13 protein-coding genes are annotated in these 19,278 nt (G+C 40.6%); 5 read left to right on the plus strand and 8 right to left on the minus strand.

What is annotated here, in order from left to right:
* The first annotated feature begins 8 nt into the window (after window positions 1-8).
* From aroB to HUS24_RS11615, 5 genes are all read left to right on the plus strand, one after another.
* Complete coding sequence (gene aroB, locus HUS24_RS11595; protein WP_173912156.1) at window positions 9-1,088, plus strand: 3-dehydroquinate synthase; 1,080 nt, start codon at window positions 9-11, stop codon at window positions 1,086-1,088.
* A gap of 12 nt (window positions 1,089-1,100) precedes the next feature.
* A complete protein-coding gene (locus HUS24_RS11600; protein WP_173912157.1) occupies window positions 1,101-1,979 on the plus strand; it encodes a hypothetical protein in 879 nt (292 codons plus the stop codon).
* A 421-nt stretch (window positions 1,980-2,400) separates the two neighbouring features.
* Window positions 2,401-6,876, plus strand: coding sequence for a glutamate synthase large subunit (gene gltB, locus HUS24_RS11605; protein ID WP_173912158.1), 4,476 nt, complete (start codon window positions 2,401-2,403; stop codon window positions 6,874-6,876).
* 64 nt (window positions 6,877-6,940) lie between these two features.
* Complete coding sequence (locus HUS24_RS11610) at window positions 6,941-8,362, plus strand: FAD-dependent oxidoreductase (protein ID WP_173912159.1); 1,422 nt, start codon at window positions 6,941-6,943, stop codon at window positions 8,360-8,362.
* 295 nt (window positions 8,363-8,657) lie between these two features.
* Window positions 8,658-9,548, plus strand: coding sequence for a metal-dependent hydrolase (locus HUS24_RS11615; protein WP_173912160.1), 891 nt, complete (start codon window positions 8,658-8,660; stop codon window positions 9,546-9,548).
* Window positions 9,549-9,633: 85 nt separating this feature from the next.
* On the opposite strand, the gene HUS24_RS11620 is transcribed toward HUS24_RS11615, so the two are convergent.
* From HUS24_RS11620 to HUS24_RS11655, 8 genes are all read right to left on the minus strand, one after another.
* On the minus strand, window positions 9,634-10,017 hold the full coding sequence (locus HUS24_RS11620) for a Na+/H+ antiporter subunit G (protein WP_173912556.1): 384 nt from the start codon (window positions 10,015-10,017) through the stop codon (window positions 9,634-9,636).
* An 18-nt stretch (window positions 10,018-10,035) separates the two neighbouring features.
* On the minus strand, window positions 10,036-10,311 hold the full coding sequence (locus HUS24_RS11625) for a monovalent cation/H+ antiporter subunit F (protein WP_173912161.1): 276 nt from the start codon (window positions 10,309-10,311) through the stop codon (window positions 10,036-10,038).
* Window positions 10,308-10,832, minus strand: coding sequence for a Na+/H+ antiporter subunit E (locus HUS24_RS11630; protein WP_173912162.1), 525 nt, complete (start codon window positions 10,830-10,832; stop codon window positions 10,308-10,310). Before HUS24_RS11630 ends, HUS24_RS11625 begins: the two co-directional genes overlap by 4 nt.
* The gene (locus HUS24_RS11635) at window positions 10,833-12,638 is read right to left on the minus strand and encodes a monovalent cation/H+ antiporter subunit D (RefSeq protein ID WP_173912557.1); all 1,806 of its coding nucleotides are present in this window, start codon (window positions 12,636-12,638) and stop codon (window positions 10,833-10,835) included.
* The gene (locus HUS24_RS11640) at window positions 12,635-13,000 is read right to left on the minus strand and encodes a Na+/H+ antiporter subunit C (protein ID WP_173912163.1); all 366 of its coding nucleotides are present in this window, start codon (window positions 12,998-13,000) and stop codon (window positions 12,635-12,637) included. The genes HUS24_RS11635 and HUS24_RS11640 overlap by 4 nt, the downstream gene beginning before the upstream one ends.
* A gap of 3 nt (window positions 13,001-13,003) precedes the next feature.
* Entirely contained in the window at window positions 13,004-15,841 is a 2,838-nt protein-coding gene (locus HUS24_RS11645) for a monovalent cation/H+ antiporter subunit A (protein WP_173912164.1), read from the minus strand.
* Window positions 15,842-16,265: 424 nt separating this feature from the next.
* Window positions 16,266-17,654 (minus strand): AAA family ATPase, encoded by a 1,389-nt coding sequence (locus tag HUS24_RS11650; RefSeq protein WP_173912165.1) that lies wholly within the window; start codon window positions 17,652-17,654, stop codon window positions 16,266-16,268.
* 36 nt (window positions 17,655-17,690) lie between these two features.
* Window positions 17,691-19,190, minus strand: a complete 1,500-nt coding sequence (locus HUS24_RS11655) for a UvrD-helicase domain-containing protein (RefSeq protein WP_173912166.1) — start codon at window positions 19,188-19,190, stop codon at window positions 17,691-17,693.
* Between the last annotated feature and the right edge of the window lie 88 nt (window positions 19,191-19,278).

Below are 19,278 nucleotides of genomic sequence, written 5' to 3' on the forward strand. Positions count from 1 at the left end.
AGGTATTCATGCAAACTTTACATGTTGAACTTGGTGATCGTCGTTATCCTATTTTTATTGGGAGTTATTTAAAACCTCAAGAATTACTCGCACCTTATATTAAAGGACAGCAAGTGATGTTGGTAACCAATACAACTGTACAGGCTTTGTATTTGCAGTATTATGTTGAGTCAATTGAAAAATTAGGTAAAAAAGTTGCGACGTGTATTTTACCAGATGGTGAAAAGTACAAAAATATTGAACACTTAAATTTAATTTTTGATGCTTTGCTGGAAAATGGATTTAACCGCGATGCAACTGTGTTGGCATTGGGTGGTGGTGTCATCGGGGATATGGCGGGCTTTGCTTCCGCATGTTTCCAACGCGGTGTCTATTTTATCCAAGTGCCAACCACATTATTGTCACAAGTTGATTCGAGTGTGGGCGGTAAAACAGGGATTAATCATCCGCTTGGAAAAAATATGATCGGGGCTTTTCAGCAACCGCAAGTCGTTTTAGCAGATATGGCACAACTGCGTACTTTAGCTCCGCGTGAGTTATCAGCAGGTTTAGCGGAAGTAATTAAGTATGCCTTGTTAGGTGATGCAGAGTTTCTACTATGGCTTGAACAGCATATGGAGGCTTTACTTGCGCAAAATGCTACATTATTGGCAGAAGCAGTTTATCGCTCATGTGCGCATAAAGCACGTATTGTGGCCAATGATGAAAAAGAACAAGGCGAGCGTGCATTATTGAATCTAGGTCATACTTTTGGTCATGCGATTGAGTCATATTTAGGTTATGGGGAATGGTTGCATGGGGAAGCGGTCGCAACAGGTATGGTGATGGCTGCTGATTTATCACAGCGTATGGGGTGGATTTCGCTGGATGATTTAGAACGTACAAAAAAAATCATACAACGTGCAAAATTACCTATAGTATGTCCTCAAATTCCACTTGATGAGTTTTTAGCATATATGTCTCATGACAAAAAAGTGCTGAATGGTCAGTTGCGTTTGGTGTTGATGAAGCAACTTGGGCAAGCGGTAATTACTAAAGATTTCGATGTGGAATTGATGAAACAAGCAATTCTTGCTAACCAAGCGTAAAAGGTTAAAGTAATGGCAGCAATTCGTTCAAATTGGCAAAATATTCAACAATATATTTGGTTAATTCTAGGATTGCTGTGCTTTCTTGCAGCAGTCATTTTTTGGGCAATGACAGACACCAAAGAGTTGGTTGAGGTCAGTAATCCTATTGAAGAAACTCAAGTACAGATTCAGCCTGAAAAAGTGGCAGCAACGACCCATCTTGGTGCATTAATGGATGAAGTCCGACCGCTTGAAATGACAACACGTGTGGTTGCATCAGGTAATCATGAGCCTGAATTTCGAGGCACTAAATTTTTTGAAGAAAATAAGAAAAACTATATTGTTGAATTATTCAAATCATCGAATGAAGACGTAATTCGTGGTTTTTTAGTCAAACAAGCAGACCGTAAGAATTTGATTTATTTCCGTTTAAGTGAAGAAGATCAAGCAGAGCAATATGTGATGGCTTATGGTGTTTATAAAAATGCCGATCTTGCGAAAGCTGCGTTACAACAACTGAATACATTAAAATTACCAAATACCATTCAACCTCAAGTGATTCACTTAGAGAAATATGCAAGTTTAGTGAATGACTTAGGTTCAGAAGAAATGCTAGGTGGCAATAAGCTTTATGGGATTAATTTAAAACCAGCAGCTTTGCCTATTATAGATGAAACACTACTTGTACAGCCTAAACCAGTGGTGCAACAACCACAAACCATAACTCAACCAAGTTCTTCGACTGCGACCACTCCAGTAGCGTCAGGTGGTACAACAACAGAACCAAAACGTCCTGCAACCACAAAAGCACCAACGACCAATACAACAACAGCACCTGCTACCACGAATCCAACACCAACGACAGAAAGAAAACCGAGTAATAATGAAATTAGTGACCCATTTAACTAAATGGTACTAAAATAGAGCGAAATTGAAGTGAAATAAAAATATTTGCACAGCATTGGTGCGATATTGTATAAACCGATTTAAAAAGAATTTTTTAAAGATGCTTTATTTTTATAAGATTTACTTTATTTAGTGAATGAAATAAGTTTTGGCATATTTATTGCTTTATTGGTGCGCTAATTGAGTGAATTGTCCCTGTTTTGGCGCAAAAGAGTTGAATTAGTGTTTGATATAAACCAGTTGTATTGCTTTAAATAAGTGCAAAAGTCATATCATAGAAACGCTTTGCAATTAAATTTAAAACAGACTGGACGTAGTAATAACCGAAAGTGTATGACTAATGATTAGCCAATACTCTCACTGGTTTTAGATATTAGAAATTTGCCCTGATGGGCCTCTGTTAAAAGAAGGGTACGCTATGCACATGCCATCGCCTAATACTGTAGCTCCCGCTCAAGGTTTATACCAACCTGATGAGTTTAAAGATAACTGTGGTTTCGGTTTGATCGCCCATATGCAGGGTGATGCAAGTCATGACTTAGTTAAGACCGCAATTCATAGTTTAAGTTGTATGACGCATCGTGGTGGTATTGCTGCAGATGGTAAGACTGGCGATGGATGCGGTTTGTTATTGGCTATGCCAAAAGCATTCTTCCGTGAAGAAGCAAAAAAAATCAGCGACATTACCCTAACGGAAATCTTTGCTGTAGGCACAGTATTTTTAAATTTAGATCCAGCACTTGCTGCACACGCAAAACAAGTATTAACCAAAGAAATCGAAGAAGAAGGTTGTCGTGTCATCGGTTGGCGTGTTGTTCCAACCAATAATGATGCCTTAGGTTCAATTGCGATGCAGTCTTTACCTGCATTTGAGCAAATTTTCGTGAACTGCCCAATGGGCGTAAATGAAGTTGAATTCAACCGTAAGTTATTTATGGCACGTCGTCGTGCTGAACAGCAAATTAGTAATGATCCATATTTTTATGTGACTACTTTATGTTCAACAGTGATCAGTTATAAAGGTTTGATGATGCCTGCATATATTGCAGACTTCTATACAGACCTTGCAGATGAACGTTTGGATTCACATATTGTGGTATTCCATCAACGTTTCTCGACCAATACCTTACCACGTTGGCCATTGGCACAGCCATTCCGTTATTTGGCACACAATGGTGAAATCAATACCATCACTGCCAACCGTAATTGGGCAGCAGCGCGTACGCCAAAATTTGAAAATCCATTATTACCAGGTTTGACAGAGCTTAATCCAATCGTTAACCGTACAGGCTCAGACTCTTCAAGTATGGATAATATGCTTGAAATCTTAGTTGGTGGGGGCATGGACTTGTTCCGTGCGCTGCGTATGTTAGTGCCGCCTGCTTGGCAAAACGTAGAAACTTTGGATGCTGACTTACGTGCGTTTTATGAGTTTAACTCAAAACATATGGAAGCTTGGGATGGTCCAGCGGGTCTTGTGATTCAGGATGGTCGTCATGCAATCTGTATGCTGGATCGTAATGGCTTACGTCCTGCACGTTGGGTGATTACTAAAAATGGCTATATCACACTTGCATCAGAAATTGGTGTATGGGGTTATGAGCCTGAAGATGTGGTGTCTAAAGGTCGTGTGGGACCAGGTCAAATTTTAGTTGTTGATACTTTTACAGGCAAAATGCTGGATACCAAAGACGTCAGCAATCATCTGAAAAAAATGCGTCCATATCGTGAATGGTTGCGTGAAAACTCTGTACGTGTACAAGGTAGCCCAGAGTTAGAAGAATATTTATGTGACCAAGGCTTAAAAGGCGATGCTTTAAAAGCGGCACAAAAAATGTTCATGGTGACCTTTGAGGAACGTGATCAATTACTTCGTCCAATCGCTGAAAGCGGTCAGGAAGCCGTTGGCTCAATGGGTGATGATACACCTATGGCAGTATTGTCTCGTCAAGTACGTCATGTCACTGATTATTTCCGTCAGCAGTTTGCTCAGGTAACCAATCCACCAATCGATCCATTACGCGAATCAATCGTAATGTCATTGGAAACTTGTTTAGGTCGTGAGCAAAATGTCTTTGAGCAAGGCCCTGAACATGCAGACCGTTTGATTATTTCAAGCCCTGTATTGTCAAATTCAAAAATGCACCAAATTCGTACTCTTGGTCGTAAAGGTTACGAAATTGCAGACATTGATTTGAACTATGCTGAAAATGAAGGCTTGGAAGCTGCAATTACACGTATTTGTGAAGAGGCAGCACAAGCCATTCGTGATGGCAAAACTTTATTGGTGATTTCCGATAAGAAAATCCGTGAAGGTTTCTTACCTGCCAATGCAGCAATGGTGACAGGTGCGATCCATCATTATCTGATCAGTGTCGGCTTGCGTACAGATGCCAATATCATTGTAGAAACTGCGCTTGCACGCGACCCACACCAATTTGCGGTGATCTTAGGTTTTGGTGCAACTGCGATTTACCCTTACCTTGCTTATGATGTGATTAATGATTTGATTGCCAAAGGCGAATTGTTAGGTGATCCAATCCATGCCCAAGCAAATTTCCGTAAAGGCATTGAAAAAGGTTTATTGAAAGTCCTGTCTAAAATGGGCATTTCAACCGTTGCTTCTTATCGTGGTGGTCAGTTATTTGAAGCAGTCGGTTTATCTGATGAAGTGGTTGCGAAATGCTTCACAGGCGTGCCAAGCCGTATCAAAGGTGCGACATTTGTTGACCTTGAAAATGATTTGAAAAAACTCGCTGAAACTGCGTGGAAATCACGTAAACCAATCGATCAGGGTGGTTTGCTAAAATTCGTATTTGACAAAGAATATCATGCGTTTAACCCTGACGTGATCAATGCTTTGCATAAATCTGTACGTTCAGGTAACTATGCTGACTTTAAAGAATATGCAGAACTTGTGAATCAACGTCCGATTGCGACTATTCGTGATTTATTTAAATTAAAAACAGACAATTCTATTCCTTTGGAAGCGGTTGAATCAGTTGAAGAAATTCTGCCACGTTTTGACTCAGCAGGAATGTCTTTGGGTGCTTTATCTCCTGAAGCACATGAAGCGATTGCGATTGCTATGAATACCATCGGTGGTCGTTCAAACTCAGGCGAGGGCGGTGAGGATCCTGCACGTTATGGTACGATTCGTAACTCAAAAATTAAGCAAATTGCATCAGGTCGTTTTGGTGTAACACCTGCGTATTTAACTTCTGCTGAAGTATTGCAAATTAAAGTGGCACAAGGTGCAAAACCGGGTGAGGGTGGTCAGTTACCGGGTGGTAAAGTGAATGGCTTAATTGCGCGTTTACGTTACTCTGTTCCGGGCGTAACCTTGATTTCTCCACCGCCGCATCATGATATTTATTCAATTGAAGATTTATCACAATTGATCTTTGACTTAAAACAAGTCAATCCTCAAGCGATGGTTTCAGTAAAATTGGTTTCTGAGCCGGGCGTGGGCACAATTGCTGCGGGTGTTGCGAAAGCTTATGCGGACTTCATTACCATTTCGGGTTATGACGGTGGTACAGCGGCATCTCCATTATCATCGATTCACCATGCAGGCTCACCTTGGGAGTTGGGTCTTTCAGAAGCCCACCAAGCGCTTCGAGTCAATGATCTACGTGGTAAAGTTCGTGTCCAAACTGATGGCGGTTTAAAAACAGGTTTAGATGTCGTTAAAGCAGCGATTTTAGGTGCAGAAAGCTTTGGTTTTGGTTCTACACCAATGATTGCTTTGGGTTGTAAATACCTGCGTATTTGCCATTTAAATAACTGTGCAACCGGTGTTGCAACTCAACAAGATCATTTACGTCAGGAGCACTACATCGGTGAGCCTGAAATGTTGATCAACTTCTTCCATTTTATCGCGGAAGAAACCCGTGAATGGTTAGCAGCATTGGGTGTGGCAAGTTTAAAAGATTTGATTGGTCGCACAGATTTACTTGAAGTTTTACCGGGCGAAACTGAGAAACATGCACATCTTGATTTAAGTGCATTATTAGAATCTCATCCAGCCGCAGACGGCAAAGCACAATATTGCCAAGTACAAGGCAATGCACCGTTTGACAAAGGTATTCTTGCTGAAAAAATGGTAGAAGAAATGCTACCAGCGATTGAAGCAGGTACAGGTGGTGAATATAGTTTCACAATTGGTAACTGTGACCGTTCAATTGGTGCGCGTATTTCAGGTGAAATTGCCAAACGCTATGGCAATTTGAGCATGGAAAATCACCCAGTTAAAGTCAAATTAACAGGTACAGCAGGTCAGTCTTTAGGTGTATGGAATGCAGGTGGTTTGCATATCAAACTTGAAGGTGATGCCAACGACTATGTCGGTAAAGGTATGGCAGGTGGTCGTGTGTCGATCTTCCCACCAAAAGGTTCGCCATTCCAAACACAAGAAACTGCAATCATCGGTAATACCTGCTTATATGGTGCAACAGGCGGTAAATTATTTGCTGCGGGTACAGCGGGTGAGCGTTTTGCGGTTCGTAACTCAGGCGCATTTGCGGTAATTGAAGGTGCAGGTGACCACTGCTGTGAATACATGACAGGCGGTATCGTGACTGTACTAGGCAAAGTCGGACATAACTTCGGTGCAGGGATGACAGGCGGTTTCGCTTATGTGCTTGACTTGGATAATGACTTTGTTGACCATTACAATCATGAATTGATTGAATTAAATCGTATTTCAACTGAAGCGATGGAAGAACATCAAGAATTCTTAACTCGTATTTTAGATGAACATATTGCTGAAACAGGCAGTGCTTGGGCGTATAAGATCCGCAATGAGTTTGATTTCTATAGCCGTAAATTCTGGCTTGTGAAACCAAAAGCTGCTAATTTGCAGACTTTGTTAAAAACAACCAAAGCTGATCCACAATAATTCTACGACTGCAGACAACTAGGCAGGTGCAGCATCAACACTGCGCCTACCCACGGAGAGAGACATGGCAGAGCGCCTAAACAATGACTTTCAATTTCTGGATGTAGCACGCCAAGATCCAGAGAAAAAAGATCTAACTGTCCGCAAAGCAGAATTTGTGGAAATTTATAAACCTTTTACTGCAGAAGTGGCTGCAAATCAGACACATCGCTGTTTAGGTTGTGGTAATCCGTATTGTGAATGGAAATGTCCAGTACATAATTACATTCCAAACTGGCTAAAATTGATCGCTGAAGGACGTATTTTCCAAGCAGCAGAACTTTGCCATCAAACCAACACTTTACCAGAAGTGTGTGGTCGTGTTTGTCCGCAAGACCGCCTATGTGAAGGTGCATGTACCTTAAATGATGGTTTTGGTGCAGTCACGATTGGTAATGCAGAAAAATATATCAACGATACGGCCTTTGCTTTAGGTTGGCGTCCAGACATGTCACATGTGAAATGGACCAACAGAAAAGTAGCGATCATTGGTGCAGGACCTGCGGGCTTAGGTTGTGCAGATATCCTTGTGCGTAATGGTGTTAAGCCAGTTGTATTTGATAAACGTCCTGAAATCGGTGGCCTGCTGACTTTTGGTATTCCAGAATTTAAAATGGAAAAAGATGTAATGAAACGTCGCCGTGAGATTTTCTCAGGAATGGGCGTAGAGTTCCGCTTAAATACTGAAATTGGTACAGATATCACCATTGATCAACTACTTGCAGACTATGATGCTGTATTCATGGGAATGGGAACATACACCTACATGAAAGGCGGTTTTGCTGGTGAAGATTTGGATGGTGTGGTCGATGCACTGGATTTCCTGATTGCTAACGTTAACCGTTGTCAAGGTTGGGAAAAAGACCCATCAGAATACATCAGTGTTGAAGGCAAAAAGGTGATTGTACTGGGTGGTGGTGATACTGCGATGGACTGTAACCGTACTTCAATCCGTCAAGGTGCTGAGTCAGTTGTTTGTGCTTACCGCCGTGATGAAGAGAACATGCCGGGTTCACGTCGTGAAGTAACCAATGCGCGTGAAGAAGGGGTTGAGTTCCAATTCAATCGTCAACCTATCGAGATCGTGGGTGAAAACGGCAAAGTCACAGGTGTGAAATTTGTCACAACCCAACTCGGTCAGCCTGATAGTCGTGGTCGTCGTAGTCCAGAGCCTGTACCGGGTTCAGAGGAAATTTTGCCTGCTGATGCTGTGTTACTGGCTTTTGGTTTCCGTACTTCGCCAGCAGATTGGTTTACCACTTCAAATATCAATCTTGATGGTTCAGGTCGTGTGATTGCTGCTGAACAGCAACAGTATAAATTCCAGACTTCAAACCCGAAAATTTTTGCGGGTGGTGATATGGTGCGTGGCTCGGACTTGGTAGTGACTGCTATCTGGGAAGGCCGCCAAGCAGCAGAAGGTATTTTGGATTACCTTGACGTTTGATTGGAAGATAACGTTTAAATTCCAAAGACCCATTTCCAAGACCCGCAGTAATGCGGGTTTTGTTTTTTACGATAAAAGGTCAGGTAAAATGTAAAAATATTTGCACCTGAATATTTTATAAATGATTTTTATTTTCAATGGCTTATATTTTTAATTCTAAGAGAGTAAATAATACTAAATTGGCTGAAATGACAAAATTAACATTTTGGTCAATTGTGTGATCATTTCGGCAATATACAATTTTAATTGATCTGTCAGTATAGGTTTAAATTCCAACAAATGTAGGATTATCCCGATGACAGTTGCACAAGTGGCGAAAGAAAAATCATATTTAAACCGCCCAAAAGCGATTGGGATTAAAGTACGCAAGCCTAGCTTTAACCCTAAAAACATTCGTAGACATTTCTTTGCGAACTCTCCAGTGATGTCGCATTTATTGACTGCACTTTCCTCAACATTTCCGATTGGTGAGCAGTTTTTTGTGCATAGCGTGCGTAATGTACGTGACAAAATCACTGATGAAAAGTTGCAAGCTGAAATTGCGGCTTTTATTGGACAAGAGGCGATGCACTCTAAAGCACATGCCGAGTTTAATGATGCTTGGCGTCGTGATGATTATAATCTAGATAGTTTCCAAGCATGGTTAGGTCGTCGTGATGCATTTATCAAAAGTGTTCATCCGAAACTACAGTTAGCCGTGACCTGTGCTTTTGAGCATTTTACTGCATTATTAGGTGGTTATATTTTACGTCATCCTGAAGTGTTGCAAAGCTTAGATGAAGATGCGATTAAACTTTGGGTGTGGCATGCGATTGAAGAAATTGAACATCGTGCAGTCGCTTTTGATGTTTATCAATCTGTTTATCATGATGATAAAACGCGTCGAGTGGTCATGCGTAATGTGACAACAGGTTTTGCAAGTTTAACTTTCTATTCTGCAACACGTTTGTTTATGCAGGATTGGCGTAAGAGTTTGCCGAAAGTGACACAAAACGCATATGGATTTTATATGATTTCAAAAATGTTGATTTCATTGATTCCTGAGTATTTGTCTTATTACAAAGCAGATTTTCATCCTTCAGAGATTGATTACAGCAAGATTGTGGCATATTGGAAGGAAAAATTAGCAGATGAATATCATATGGAAAGTTTCCAAGAAGAAGTTCATCCACCTTTGTACAGCTAAGATTTTGATATAAATATTGATTTAAAAAAAGCCAATGTTGTTCATTGGCTTTTTTGTTTGAAAGTTTAAAATTCGATGGAATGAGTTAAAGCTCATCATCCTTAAACTGTTTGATTTTACGTTGACGTTGCCAAGGTAGAGGGCGATCAAGCGCTTCAGGAACGTCCCCCGAAGTTGAACGTAAGCGTAAATGAATCGCTGCTTGCGCAATTAAATTTGCAGATACGGGTGCGGTAATAAAAGCAAATAAGGTAATCAATAACTCCGCAAAACCAAAACGCCCTTGAAAAGCAGCATAAATCATCGCTGCCAATAAGAAACTCCCTAATCCTAAAGTACTGGATTTGGTCGGGGCATGCAGTCGCATAAATAAGTCGGGTAATTTAACCATACCGATTCCTCCAACCAAGAGGAAGAATGCGCCTACAATTAAGAAGAACGATACGATAATTTCCATGATTAGTTGCATATTCATCATCATTTGCTCCTAATCGATCACATGACCAATGGTAAAATAGCGTGCCAATGCTGCGGTTGAAACAAAACCAAGCATCGCCACCAATAACGCACCTTCAAATAAATTGGTACTTGCCCAGTAAATACCTAAAAGTACCACCAAACAGGTTGCATTTAAAAATAAAGTATCCAAGGCTAACAAGCGATCAACAATAGATGGCCCAATAATTAAGCGATACAGACAAAATAACATGGAAATGGTCAATGCCAATAAACTAATTCCCAACGCAAATGGCAAAATAGTCATGAATTATCTCCTTGATTTGCATTGAAAATGGCAATTAAAGGCATTTCATAACGTGTTTTAATATCATGGATTTCAGCATCAGGATCATCTGAGCTTAATGAATGAACCAGAATATCACCACGTTCTTGATCAATTCCTGCAGTCACTGTGCCTGGCGTTGTGGTAATGATCATCGCCAGCAAAGTATTGACATGTTCATGATCTGTGTCTAAAGGCACACGGTACCATTTTGGATGCAGATTTTTGGTTGGGCCAAGCACCTGTTTCGCTACACGAATATTAGAAATAATAATATCCCACAGTACGACGAAAAACAGTTTTGTAGCTAAAACCCAGTGAATATTAGGTGTGCGTACAATAAAAGGCTGTACCAATTTAGGAATAATCACCCCTAAAACTAGTGCACAGAAAATATCAAACAGCTCAAAACTATGTCCAAGCATGAGCCAACTTAAAGCCACCACCAATGAAACAAAAGGATGGGGAAAACAACGGTCAAGGAATGAAACTTTATTTTCCATTTATTGCTCCATTGGCTGTAGTTTGCTGTCACCAAGTGGTGTTTCTTCTTGCGCTTGGTGCTGAATTTGACGTTTTTTATACTCAGAAATATGCTCACCTTCTAATGTATTCGGTGAAACGATATGCGGTATAACGTGAGCATTGGCATCAGGGCTTTCGCCACCATATTTGGTTTCTGGTAAATAATTCGGATCAAATGGCTGTACGCTAATAACTTGATTTTTTTCATCCGTTTTTAAGATGCTATGTTGATATAACTCTGCATCTTTTAGCTGTTTTGCAGTTAACTCTAAATAGTGCACAATCGGCTGCGCACATGCCACATACAAGATCAAACCCAACAATAAAAGATAAATGGTTTTATCATTTCGTGCTGGCGCTTTTTCAGGTAATTGTTGATAGGCTGCAAAGGCTTCTTCTTTGGGGTTATTTTCAGGTGTGGTTGCTCGCCAAAACAAGATAAAACCGACACGGGTAAAAGCTATGATACTGAATAAACTTACCAAAAGAATAATCACAATAATCCAGATTTGATAAGCAGAATCCATAGTCGCTTGTAAAATAAATACCTTACCTAAAAAGCCACTAAAAGGCGGTAAGCCTGCCATCATCAGTGCAATGATAAAGAAGCTAATAGACAGCACTTTTTCTTGCTTCATTTTAGGCGCAACTTTCAAATGATCTTTGAATGAGCCGCGTTGTGAGGTGATCCAGCCACAAAGCAGATAAAAAGAAGCGGCAATGATGGTACTGTGTACCATGTAGTATAAGCCTGCTGACCATGCTGCTTCATTTAACAATGAAACTGCAACGAGAATCGTCCCCACTGAAGACAAAATCATAAAACCAACAAAGCGTCTTAAGCGTTCCGCACCAATGGCTGCAATTGCACCATATAACGAGGTAATCAGTCCGATAGGCAGTAAATAATTACTGAAAATTTGTTGTGCCCACGCATCCTGAAAAACTGTACCATTTACCCTTAAGATCGAATAAATTCCAACTTTGGTCATGATGGTAAATAATGCGGCAACAGGTGTTGCAGCAACAGCATAGGTTTTAGGCAACCAAAAACCGACAGGCAACATCGCTGCTTTGATACCAAAGACCACAAACAGTAGTAAACCACCTGCAACAGCCAGTGTATGTTGGTCATTTTCCAGTGTTGGAATAATACGAGCAACATCTGCCATATTTAGGCTACCCACGCTGCCATAAATCACGCCTAAACCAATCAGAAACAGTGCTGAAGCCAAAAGGTTAATGGTGACGTAATGAATACCAAGTTGGAAACGTGCTTTCCCTTGCCCATGTAACAATAAGACATAAGATGCCATGAGCAAAATTTCAAAAAAGACGAATAAGTTAAATAAATCGCCTGTTAAGAACGCCCCACACACCCCCATAAGTAACAGATGTGACATGGCATGGAAATAACGTCCACGCTCATCCCATTCCTTACTTGCAAACCAGAGGAGTGGGGTAGCAAGTGCATAAGTTAACACCAGCATTAAAGCGGATAAACGGTCTAAGACCAACACAATCCCAAATGGCGCAGACCACTCACTGAGCTGATAAACAAAGATTTGTCCAGTATTTGCTTGATAGAGATAGTACAGTGCGGTGGCAAAACCCAACACTGCAGAAATTAAACTGATACTGCGTCGCCAAGGTTGTCGCCAATCATGGGCTAAAGAGCCAGAACCAGGATTGCCTAATAAAATCAGGATAAAGCCTGTAAATGCAGGAATTAAAATGCTGAAAATAGGAGTATGAGACAGCCAAAAATCAAGAAAACTCATTATGGCGTATCCTCACGTGGGTCAAAGTTACTCGGTTCATCTTTGGAGTCCACATGATCTGTTCCTGATTCATAACGACTACGTAAAGCAAGTTGCACGATATAAGCAGTCGTGGCAAAACCAATCACAATTGCAGTTAAAACTAAAGCTTGTGGTAAAGGGTCTGTGATTTTTGATGGGTCTGTTAAAACCGCAGGTGCATTGATATGTACTCTGCCCATGGCAAACAAAAATAAGTTCACAGCATAACCAATCATGGCTAGACCTAAAACCACAGGAAAGGTACGCGCACGTAACAGTAAATAAATACCAGTGGCGACCAGTAAACCGATAGAAGAAGCGAGTAAAAATTCTAAACTGATCATGATTTACTCCTTAGGTACAGGGCCAGACATGCTTGAATGTCGAGAGTCGCCAAGAACTGAGATAAGCAACATTGTTGCACCTACTACACAGATGTAGACCCCTAAGTCAAATGCTGCTGCGGAAGCGAGATGGAATTTACCGAAAATACTGGTTTCAACATAAATATGCGCACTGGTGAGAAATGGACGTCCCCAAAGCCATGCGGCAAGTCCTGTTAAACCTGCAATCACTAAGCCTGTACCAATCCAGATTTCATATAAACGACCTGACTTAGCGCGCAATAATTGCTCAGCTTTGTCTTGCCCCAAACCGATATATTGAATCACCAATGCCATCGAAGTAATCAAGCCTGCAATAAATCCACCACCTGGTAAGTTATGTCCACGTAGAAAAATATATAGACTTACAACCAAAGCCAGCGGCAATACCCATGATGCAGTCATACGAAACATTAACGGTGAAGGATTAAAGCGGAAAGTTAAGCCTTGGGTCATGGTTGTTCCGTGTGCACGCATACCATCCATCAAACACAATGCACCAATCGCAGCGATGCCCAGTACTGTTATTTCACCGAAGGTATCGAAACCACGGAAATCGACCAAAATGACATTGACGATATTTGAACCACCGCCCAATGGAATCGATTGTTGTGCAAAGAACCAAGAGATCGAATTATGGTCACGGGTTAAAAGTAACCACGCAATCCAACCCACTCCTAAACCACCACCGATGGCTAAAATAGCATCTCGCCAACGACGTGTACGGCTTGATTCATAAGGCGTGAGCTGTGGCAATAACGATAAGCTCATTAATAAAAGCACTGTGGTCACGACATCAACTGTGATCTGCGTCAAAGCCAAATCAGGTGCAGACATCGTGACAAAGACGAGTGTCACCACTAAACCGACTGCACCACTGATCAAAACAGCTTTGATGCGCTCATGGTGAAACCACAACATCATCCAGCAACCCGAGAACAACACTAACCACAATACAATTGCAACAAATGGTGCATGGGTCAGCTCTCGTGTTCCTGTGCTTAAGCCTTGATTTAGCATCGGTGTTGCAACTGAAACAATACTAAATGCCACAATCCAAAATAAATATGTTTGTAGCGAACCTGTTTCGGTAACACGTTTGATTTTTCGAGCATAAAGCAATAAATGCTTTAGGAAATTTTCAAAGATAAAAGCACCTTGTAGTGGGCCAAGTTTTGGATCAAGGTCAATTTCACGGATACGACTGCCTTTTGCCAAAGCAAAATAGAAAATCACTCCACCGACTAAGGCGATCGCACTCATCAGTAAAGGTAAATTAAAACCATGCCAAATTGCTAAATGCACCCCCGCAAAATCAGTTGCTTGGGTGCTAGCACGTGTGCCAGCATTGACAATATTTTCAACCAATAACGCAGGTAATAAACCCACTGCAATACATAAAATTGCTAAAAGTGTTGCAGGTGCGCGCATACCAAATGCAGGCTCATGTGCATCTTTATTGGGAACATCTTTGCCTAGACCGCCATCAAAAAATACGCCATGTACTAAACGTGTTGAATAGGCGACGGCAAATAAACCTGCTAAGGTTGCAACGATGGCTGCCAATACCACATAAGCCCCAGAAAGATTGGCTAAAAGTTCAGTAAAGAACATTTCTTTAGACAAGAAACCATTGGTCAGAGGTACACCTGCCATTGCGGCAGCGGTAATCATGGTCAATGTGCCTGTAAAAGGTAACAACTGCCACAAGCCACTGAGCTTTCTTAAATCACGAGTACCTGATTCATGGTCAATAATGCCTGCGATCATGAATAACGCAGCTTTAAATGTTGCGTGGTTAATGATATGGAAAATAGCTGCGGCAACTGCAAGCGGTGAACCGATTCCAAGCAAGCAAACAATTAAACCTAAATGGCTGATGGTCGAGTAAGCCAATAAACCTTTTAAATCTTCTTTGAAAATGGCAAAAAATGCTGCCATACACAGAGTAAATAAACCAATGCTAGTCACGATATTATGAAACAGTGCCGAACCAACAAAGATCGGTAATAAACGAGCTAATAAGAAAATCCCTGCTTTGACCATCGTTGCAGAATGCAAATAAGCCGAAACAGGAGTAGGTGCTGCCATGGCATTTGGCAACCAAAAATGAAAGGGAAATTGCGCACTTTTGGTAAATGCGCCAAGCAAAATTAGCAATAAAATAGGAACAAATAGATGACTATTTTGAACGGTATCAGTCATCGTTAAAATTTGGTCAATCTGATAGGTTTGTGTAACTTGACCGAGCAGAACAAAACCACCTAACATGGCAAGACCGCCCATGCCTGTAATGGTCAGCGCCATACGTGAACCACGTTGCGCTGCTTCATAATTACTCCAGTACCCAACCAATAAAAATGAAGAAATACTGGTAAGCTCCCAAAACACCAATAAAATAATTAAGTTATTTGATAATGAAATACCCAACATGGCTGCCATAAACAGCATGAGTAAAAAATAAAGTTTACTTAAAGAATTTTTAGGACTTAAATAATAATAAGCATAAATATAAATCAGTGTGCCAATCCCAGTGATCAGCAGCGCAAAAATCAAACCGAGCGCATCAAGACGGAAACTTAAATCAATCCCTACTTGCGGCAACCATTGCCAACTTTGTGAAATCACAGAACCCTGAAAGACTTGCTTTGCTTGAGTCAGTAACAAGATGAAACTGGTTAAACTGACTCCTATTGCCCCTAAAGCTGTTAGCCCACGAGAAAAGCGCTTCAGCCATGAGACAAGGGTAGTGCCGAGTATTAACGGTAGCAAGATGATAATCGGTAGCACACGTATGTCCATTGTCTTGAATAGGTGATGAAACCTATAGTGAATTTTATCTTTCAAGGATTTGAGGAAAGCAAAGAACTATCCAATGACTTAAATCTTGAAAGCCGAAAAATATGTTAGAAAAACAAAAAAATAAGTTGTATTGCACAACTTGATAAAACGATTGAAAAATCGATATGAATTGAAAAATCTAATTCATATTGATTTTTTCATCTTATTACATGAGCAGTTCAACATCAATTTATTTTGTTAGTTTTTGCACAAACACGTATGATTATACGTCTTATGCAACAATAAATTTGTTTAAAAATTATTCAACAAGCGTAAAGTTTTAATGTGCTGTTGCCAAAAGTTGATTTTTACTTAGCGCAACTGTCTCTCAGGCGATATTCATGATTTGAGAAATAAGCCTATTTCTTTCATTAGAATATATCAATTACAACACTGACTTTGGCGAAGTCTGGTCATCATCAATGTGCAATAATGCACGCAATTGTTGCTGCTCTTGGGCTGACAGTTTTTGGAATTGAGCAAAAAGTTGATCTACGGCTGATACGGTTTCTTCTTCAATAATAGTTTCTGCTTCATTATCTTCAGAAGCTTGGTCTTGTAAACTGACATAAAGCTGTTCTAAATCTGCCTGATATTGTTCCAGTTGAAGTTCTTGAATTTTTTGTTGTTGAAGTTGCAAGCACTGTATATTTTCACCAGATTCAAATAAATATTCATGCAGGGTACTCGTAATAATTTGAAGCTGTGGAAAAGCTTGATGCAAGCGAGGCAAAATCAGTTGCGCATGATCTTGATCTAAACCAATGTCAATCTGGTCAATCAATAAAATCCCATCACCTTCTAAACATGGATATAAACTCAAAGGATTAAGCAAACATAAGCGCCGTACAATATCACCGACTAAAGCGATCCAGTTTTTAATACTGTTCGAAAGTTGCTGAAAAGGTTGGTTTTTATGTTGATAAGTCACCATTAATTGCAGTTTTGGTTGATATTCTATAAAAATATCAGTGAGTTCAGGCAGAACGGTATTTAAACTTTGTTTAAGTGCTTGCAGGTTTGGGCTGTGTAAATGACTACGTGCTTGCAACAAAGCGCTTTGAAAATTTGAGTCGGTTTTAACTGAATCACTTGGCAGCGTTGAACGCTCACTTTTATTTAAAATTTGCTGAAATAACTGTGCTGCTTGTGCATTTTCAATATCGCTGATTTCTCGAAACCACTCAAAAAAACGTGCAAAAGTGGTAAATGGAATCGCTGTTAATTCATAGGCTGCGCTACTTTGCATCACTGCAGGATTGTTTTTATTGAGTAAATTAACCTCATTAATAAAACGATCTACAGGATAATAGGCAATCATGGGTAAACCCTGCAAAGGGTCTTGCTGAATAGCTTTTAAATATAAAGCGACCAATTGTTCAAGCTGAGTAATTTCCGTGCGACTGACACCTACGCCATTGGCATTTAAGGTTTTATACAGTTGCCATGAGCAAATCGAATGATCTTGTGCGTTTGAATCACTACTTTCAGGCAATCTGCCTAATTCATGCGGAATTTGGATCGCAATATCGATTTTAGCCTGTAAGCGGTTTTGCATAATGTCTTGATCTAACATGACTACGCCGGGTGTGCGTAAATCTTTAAAACGAGCTGCAAACCATGTTAAAGATTGGTAGATATTTTTTAAAATGGCTGTCTTACCCGAAGCCTGCGCACCTAAAATGACAGTAAGTGGTTGCTGTGCTGGGCGCAACTCTAATTTTAGATCTGCAAAATGATAAACGTGACGCAGATGAATGGAGAGAAGTTTCATACTATACCTGCAAATATCAATGAGCGTTTTTAAAGGCTATGCAGTCGCTTGATTTCTTAAAATTAACGGACTTTTGATTTTTAACTGTTGAATCAGGTCATAAATGTGATGAATATTCAAACTCATTTTGGCACGCGTACAGGCAACGTACAATAAACGCAGCTCTTCATCACTGATTTTATGTTCAAGTCCATTGATTTTAAACTGGTAATCATCTTCAAGATGTACCCGATTCCATTCCAAACCTTTGGCTTTATGGGCAGTCGAAATGACATAATCAGCTTGCTCTATCGGGGTGATTTTGGCAAGTGCTTTTTTGAGTGGGTCTGTACCATGATCATCAACCAATTTCACTAAGGGCTTGATATCACTGCCATCGTTGGTTTCACAATATTCATGTACATCATGCCAAGAATTAAACCACGCCAATTCAGGTACATCGGTAACACGTTTGCCTTGTTTGAGCAAACTTGCTGCATCCACAAAACGATTTAGGCGTGCATGATCGGCTTGTAAGCTGACTTTGTCACCTTGTACCAAACCTGACAATAACAACTCCATCGCACGGGCATTGGTGCGACATAAAATTGCATCACGCATTTTCGTATGTGGTTTATTGACCACAGCCGATTTTAAATCTGGATTGCCCAACAACGGGACAGTTTCATTCAATGCACCCAGTAAACTATTGGCAACGTCGGCAACCGATTCACCAAAACGAAATGAGGTGGTTAAGCGAGATGCAGGTAAAGGCATTTGCTGCATGGCATTTACAGCACCACGCCACGCATAGATTTGTTGATGGGCATCGCCCACGTAAATCACTTGGGTACTGCGCTGACGCAATAAAATACCGAGCATAAGAGGGTCTGCATCTTGCGCTTCATCAAACAACACATAATCCGCAGGAATAACAGGATCAGACAACGCCCATAATTTTAAATAAATGTCATGTCCAATACCTGCTTGATGATTTTGATCAATCGATTCCAACCAACGACGTTCAACAGCAGGATACAAATGCTTTTGCAAGCTTTCCACATCATCAGGATGCAACCAACTCGGTGCTTGAATATGTCGAGGAGCGGGGTACTGTGAACTGGTCGAACAGAAATAGCTAACGGCATTGGCAACCAGACTCGCCAAACGGCTCGGCATCAGAACATATTTTTCATAACGTCCACCCATCATTCTGCGTAATGTAATCGGCTCTAAACGATATTCTTTGGCAATAAAACTTGGACTCAAACGAGGTAAGCGTAGTTTATCGGTGACTCCACGTGGAACGCTACGAAAAGCCAAAGAGTGAAAAGTACGACAGTCGACATTGCGATGAAATTTATGTTGCGCTTCACTGGCAATGGCTTTGTTAAACGCCAAATACATACCACGACGCTGTGGCATGGCATCACTGATCAGTTTTAAAGTGGTGGTTTTCCCTGTGCCTGCATAAGCAATCACTTTAAAAGATTGACCTTTTTGAGCTTCTGCGATTGCAAAATTTTGTTCAGAGGTGGGTTTGAAAATATCAGGCACAGTATTAAAAATTCTTTGAATGATGCAAAAATGGAATACACCATCATAGCAAAAATTAACCAAGAAGAATGCTTAAATTTGATGAGTG

It is taken from the genome of Acinetobacter sp. Marseille-Q1618, assembly GCF_902809855.1.
In the GTDB taxonomy this organism is placed as follows: domain Bacteria; phylum Pseudomonadota; class Gammaproteobacteria; order Pseudomonadales; family Moraxellaceae; genus Acinetobacter.

Bases quoted from the DNA above. Each gene is read 5' to 3' on its own strand.
- aroB (WP_173912156.1), top strand. From the start codon at position 9: ATGCAAACTTTACATGTTGAACTTGGTGATCGTCGTTATCCTATTTTT.
- HUS24_RS11650 (WP_173912165.1), bottom strand. From the start codon at position 17,654: ATGAAACTTCTCTCCATTCATCTGCGTCACGTTTATCATTTTGCAGAT.
- HUS24_RS11600 (WP_173912157.1), top strand. From the start codon at position 1,101: ATGGCAGCAATTCGTTCAAATTGGCAAAATATTCAACAATATATTTGG.
- HUS24_RS11620 (WP_173912556.1), bottom strand. From the start codon at position 10,017: ATGCAACTAATCATGGAAATTATCGTATCGTTCTTCTTAATTGTAGGC.
- HUS24_RS11630 (WP_173912162.1), bottom strand. From the start codon at position 10,832: ATGGAAAATAAAGTTTCATTCCTTGACCGTTGTTTTCCCCATCCTTTT.
- HUS24_RS11640 (WP_173912163.1), bottom strand. From the start codon at position 13,000: ATGATCAGTTTAGAATTTTTACTCGCTTCTTCTATCGGTTTACTGGTC.
- HUS24_RS11645 (WP_173912164.1), bottom strand. From the start codon at position 15,841: ATGGACATACGTGTGCTACCGATTATCATCTTGCTACCGTTAATACTC.
- HUS24_RS11610 (WP_173912159.1), top strand. From the start codon at position 6,941: ATGGCAGAGCGCCTAAACAATGACTTTCAATTTCTGGATGTAGCACGC.
- HUS24_RS11615 (WP_173912160.1), top strand. From the start codon at position 8,658: ATGACAGTTGCACAAGTGGCGAAAGAAAAATCATATTTAAACCGCCCA.
- gltB (WP_173912158.1), top strand. From the start codon at position 2,401: ATGCCATCGCCTAATACTGTAGCTCCCGCTCAAGGTTTATACCAACCT.
- HUS24_RS11625 (WP_173912161.1), bottom strand. From the start codon at position 10,311: ATGACTATTTTGCCATTTGCGTTGGGAATTAGTTTATTGGCATTGACC.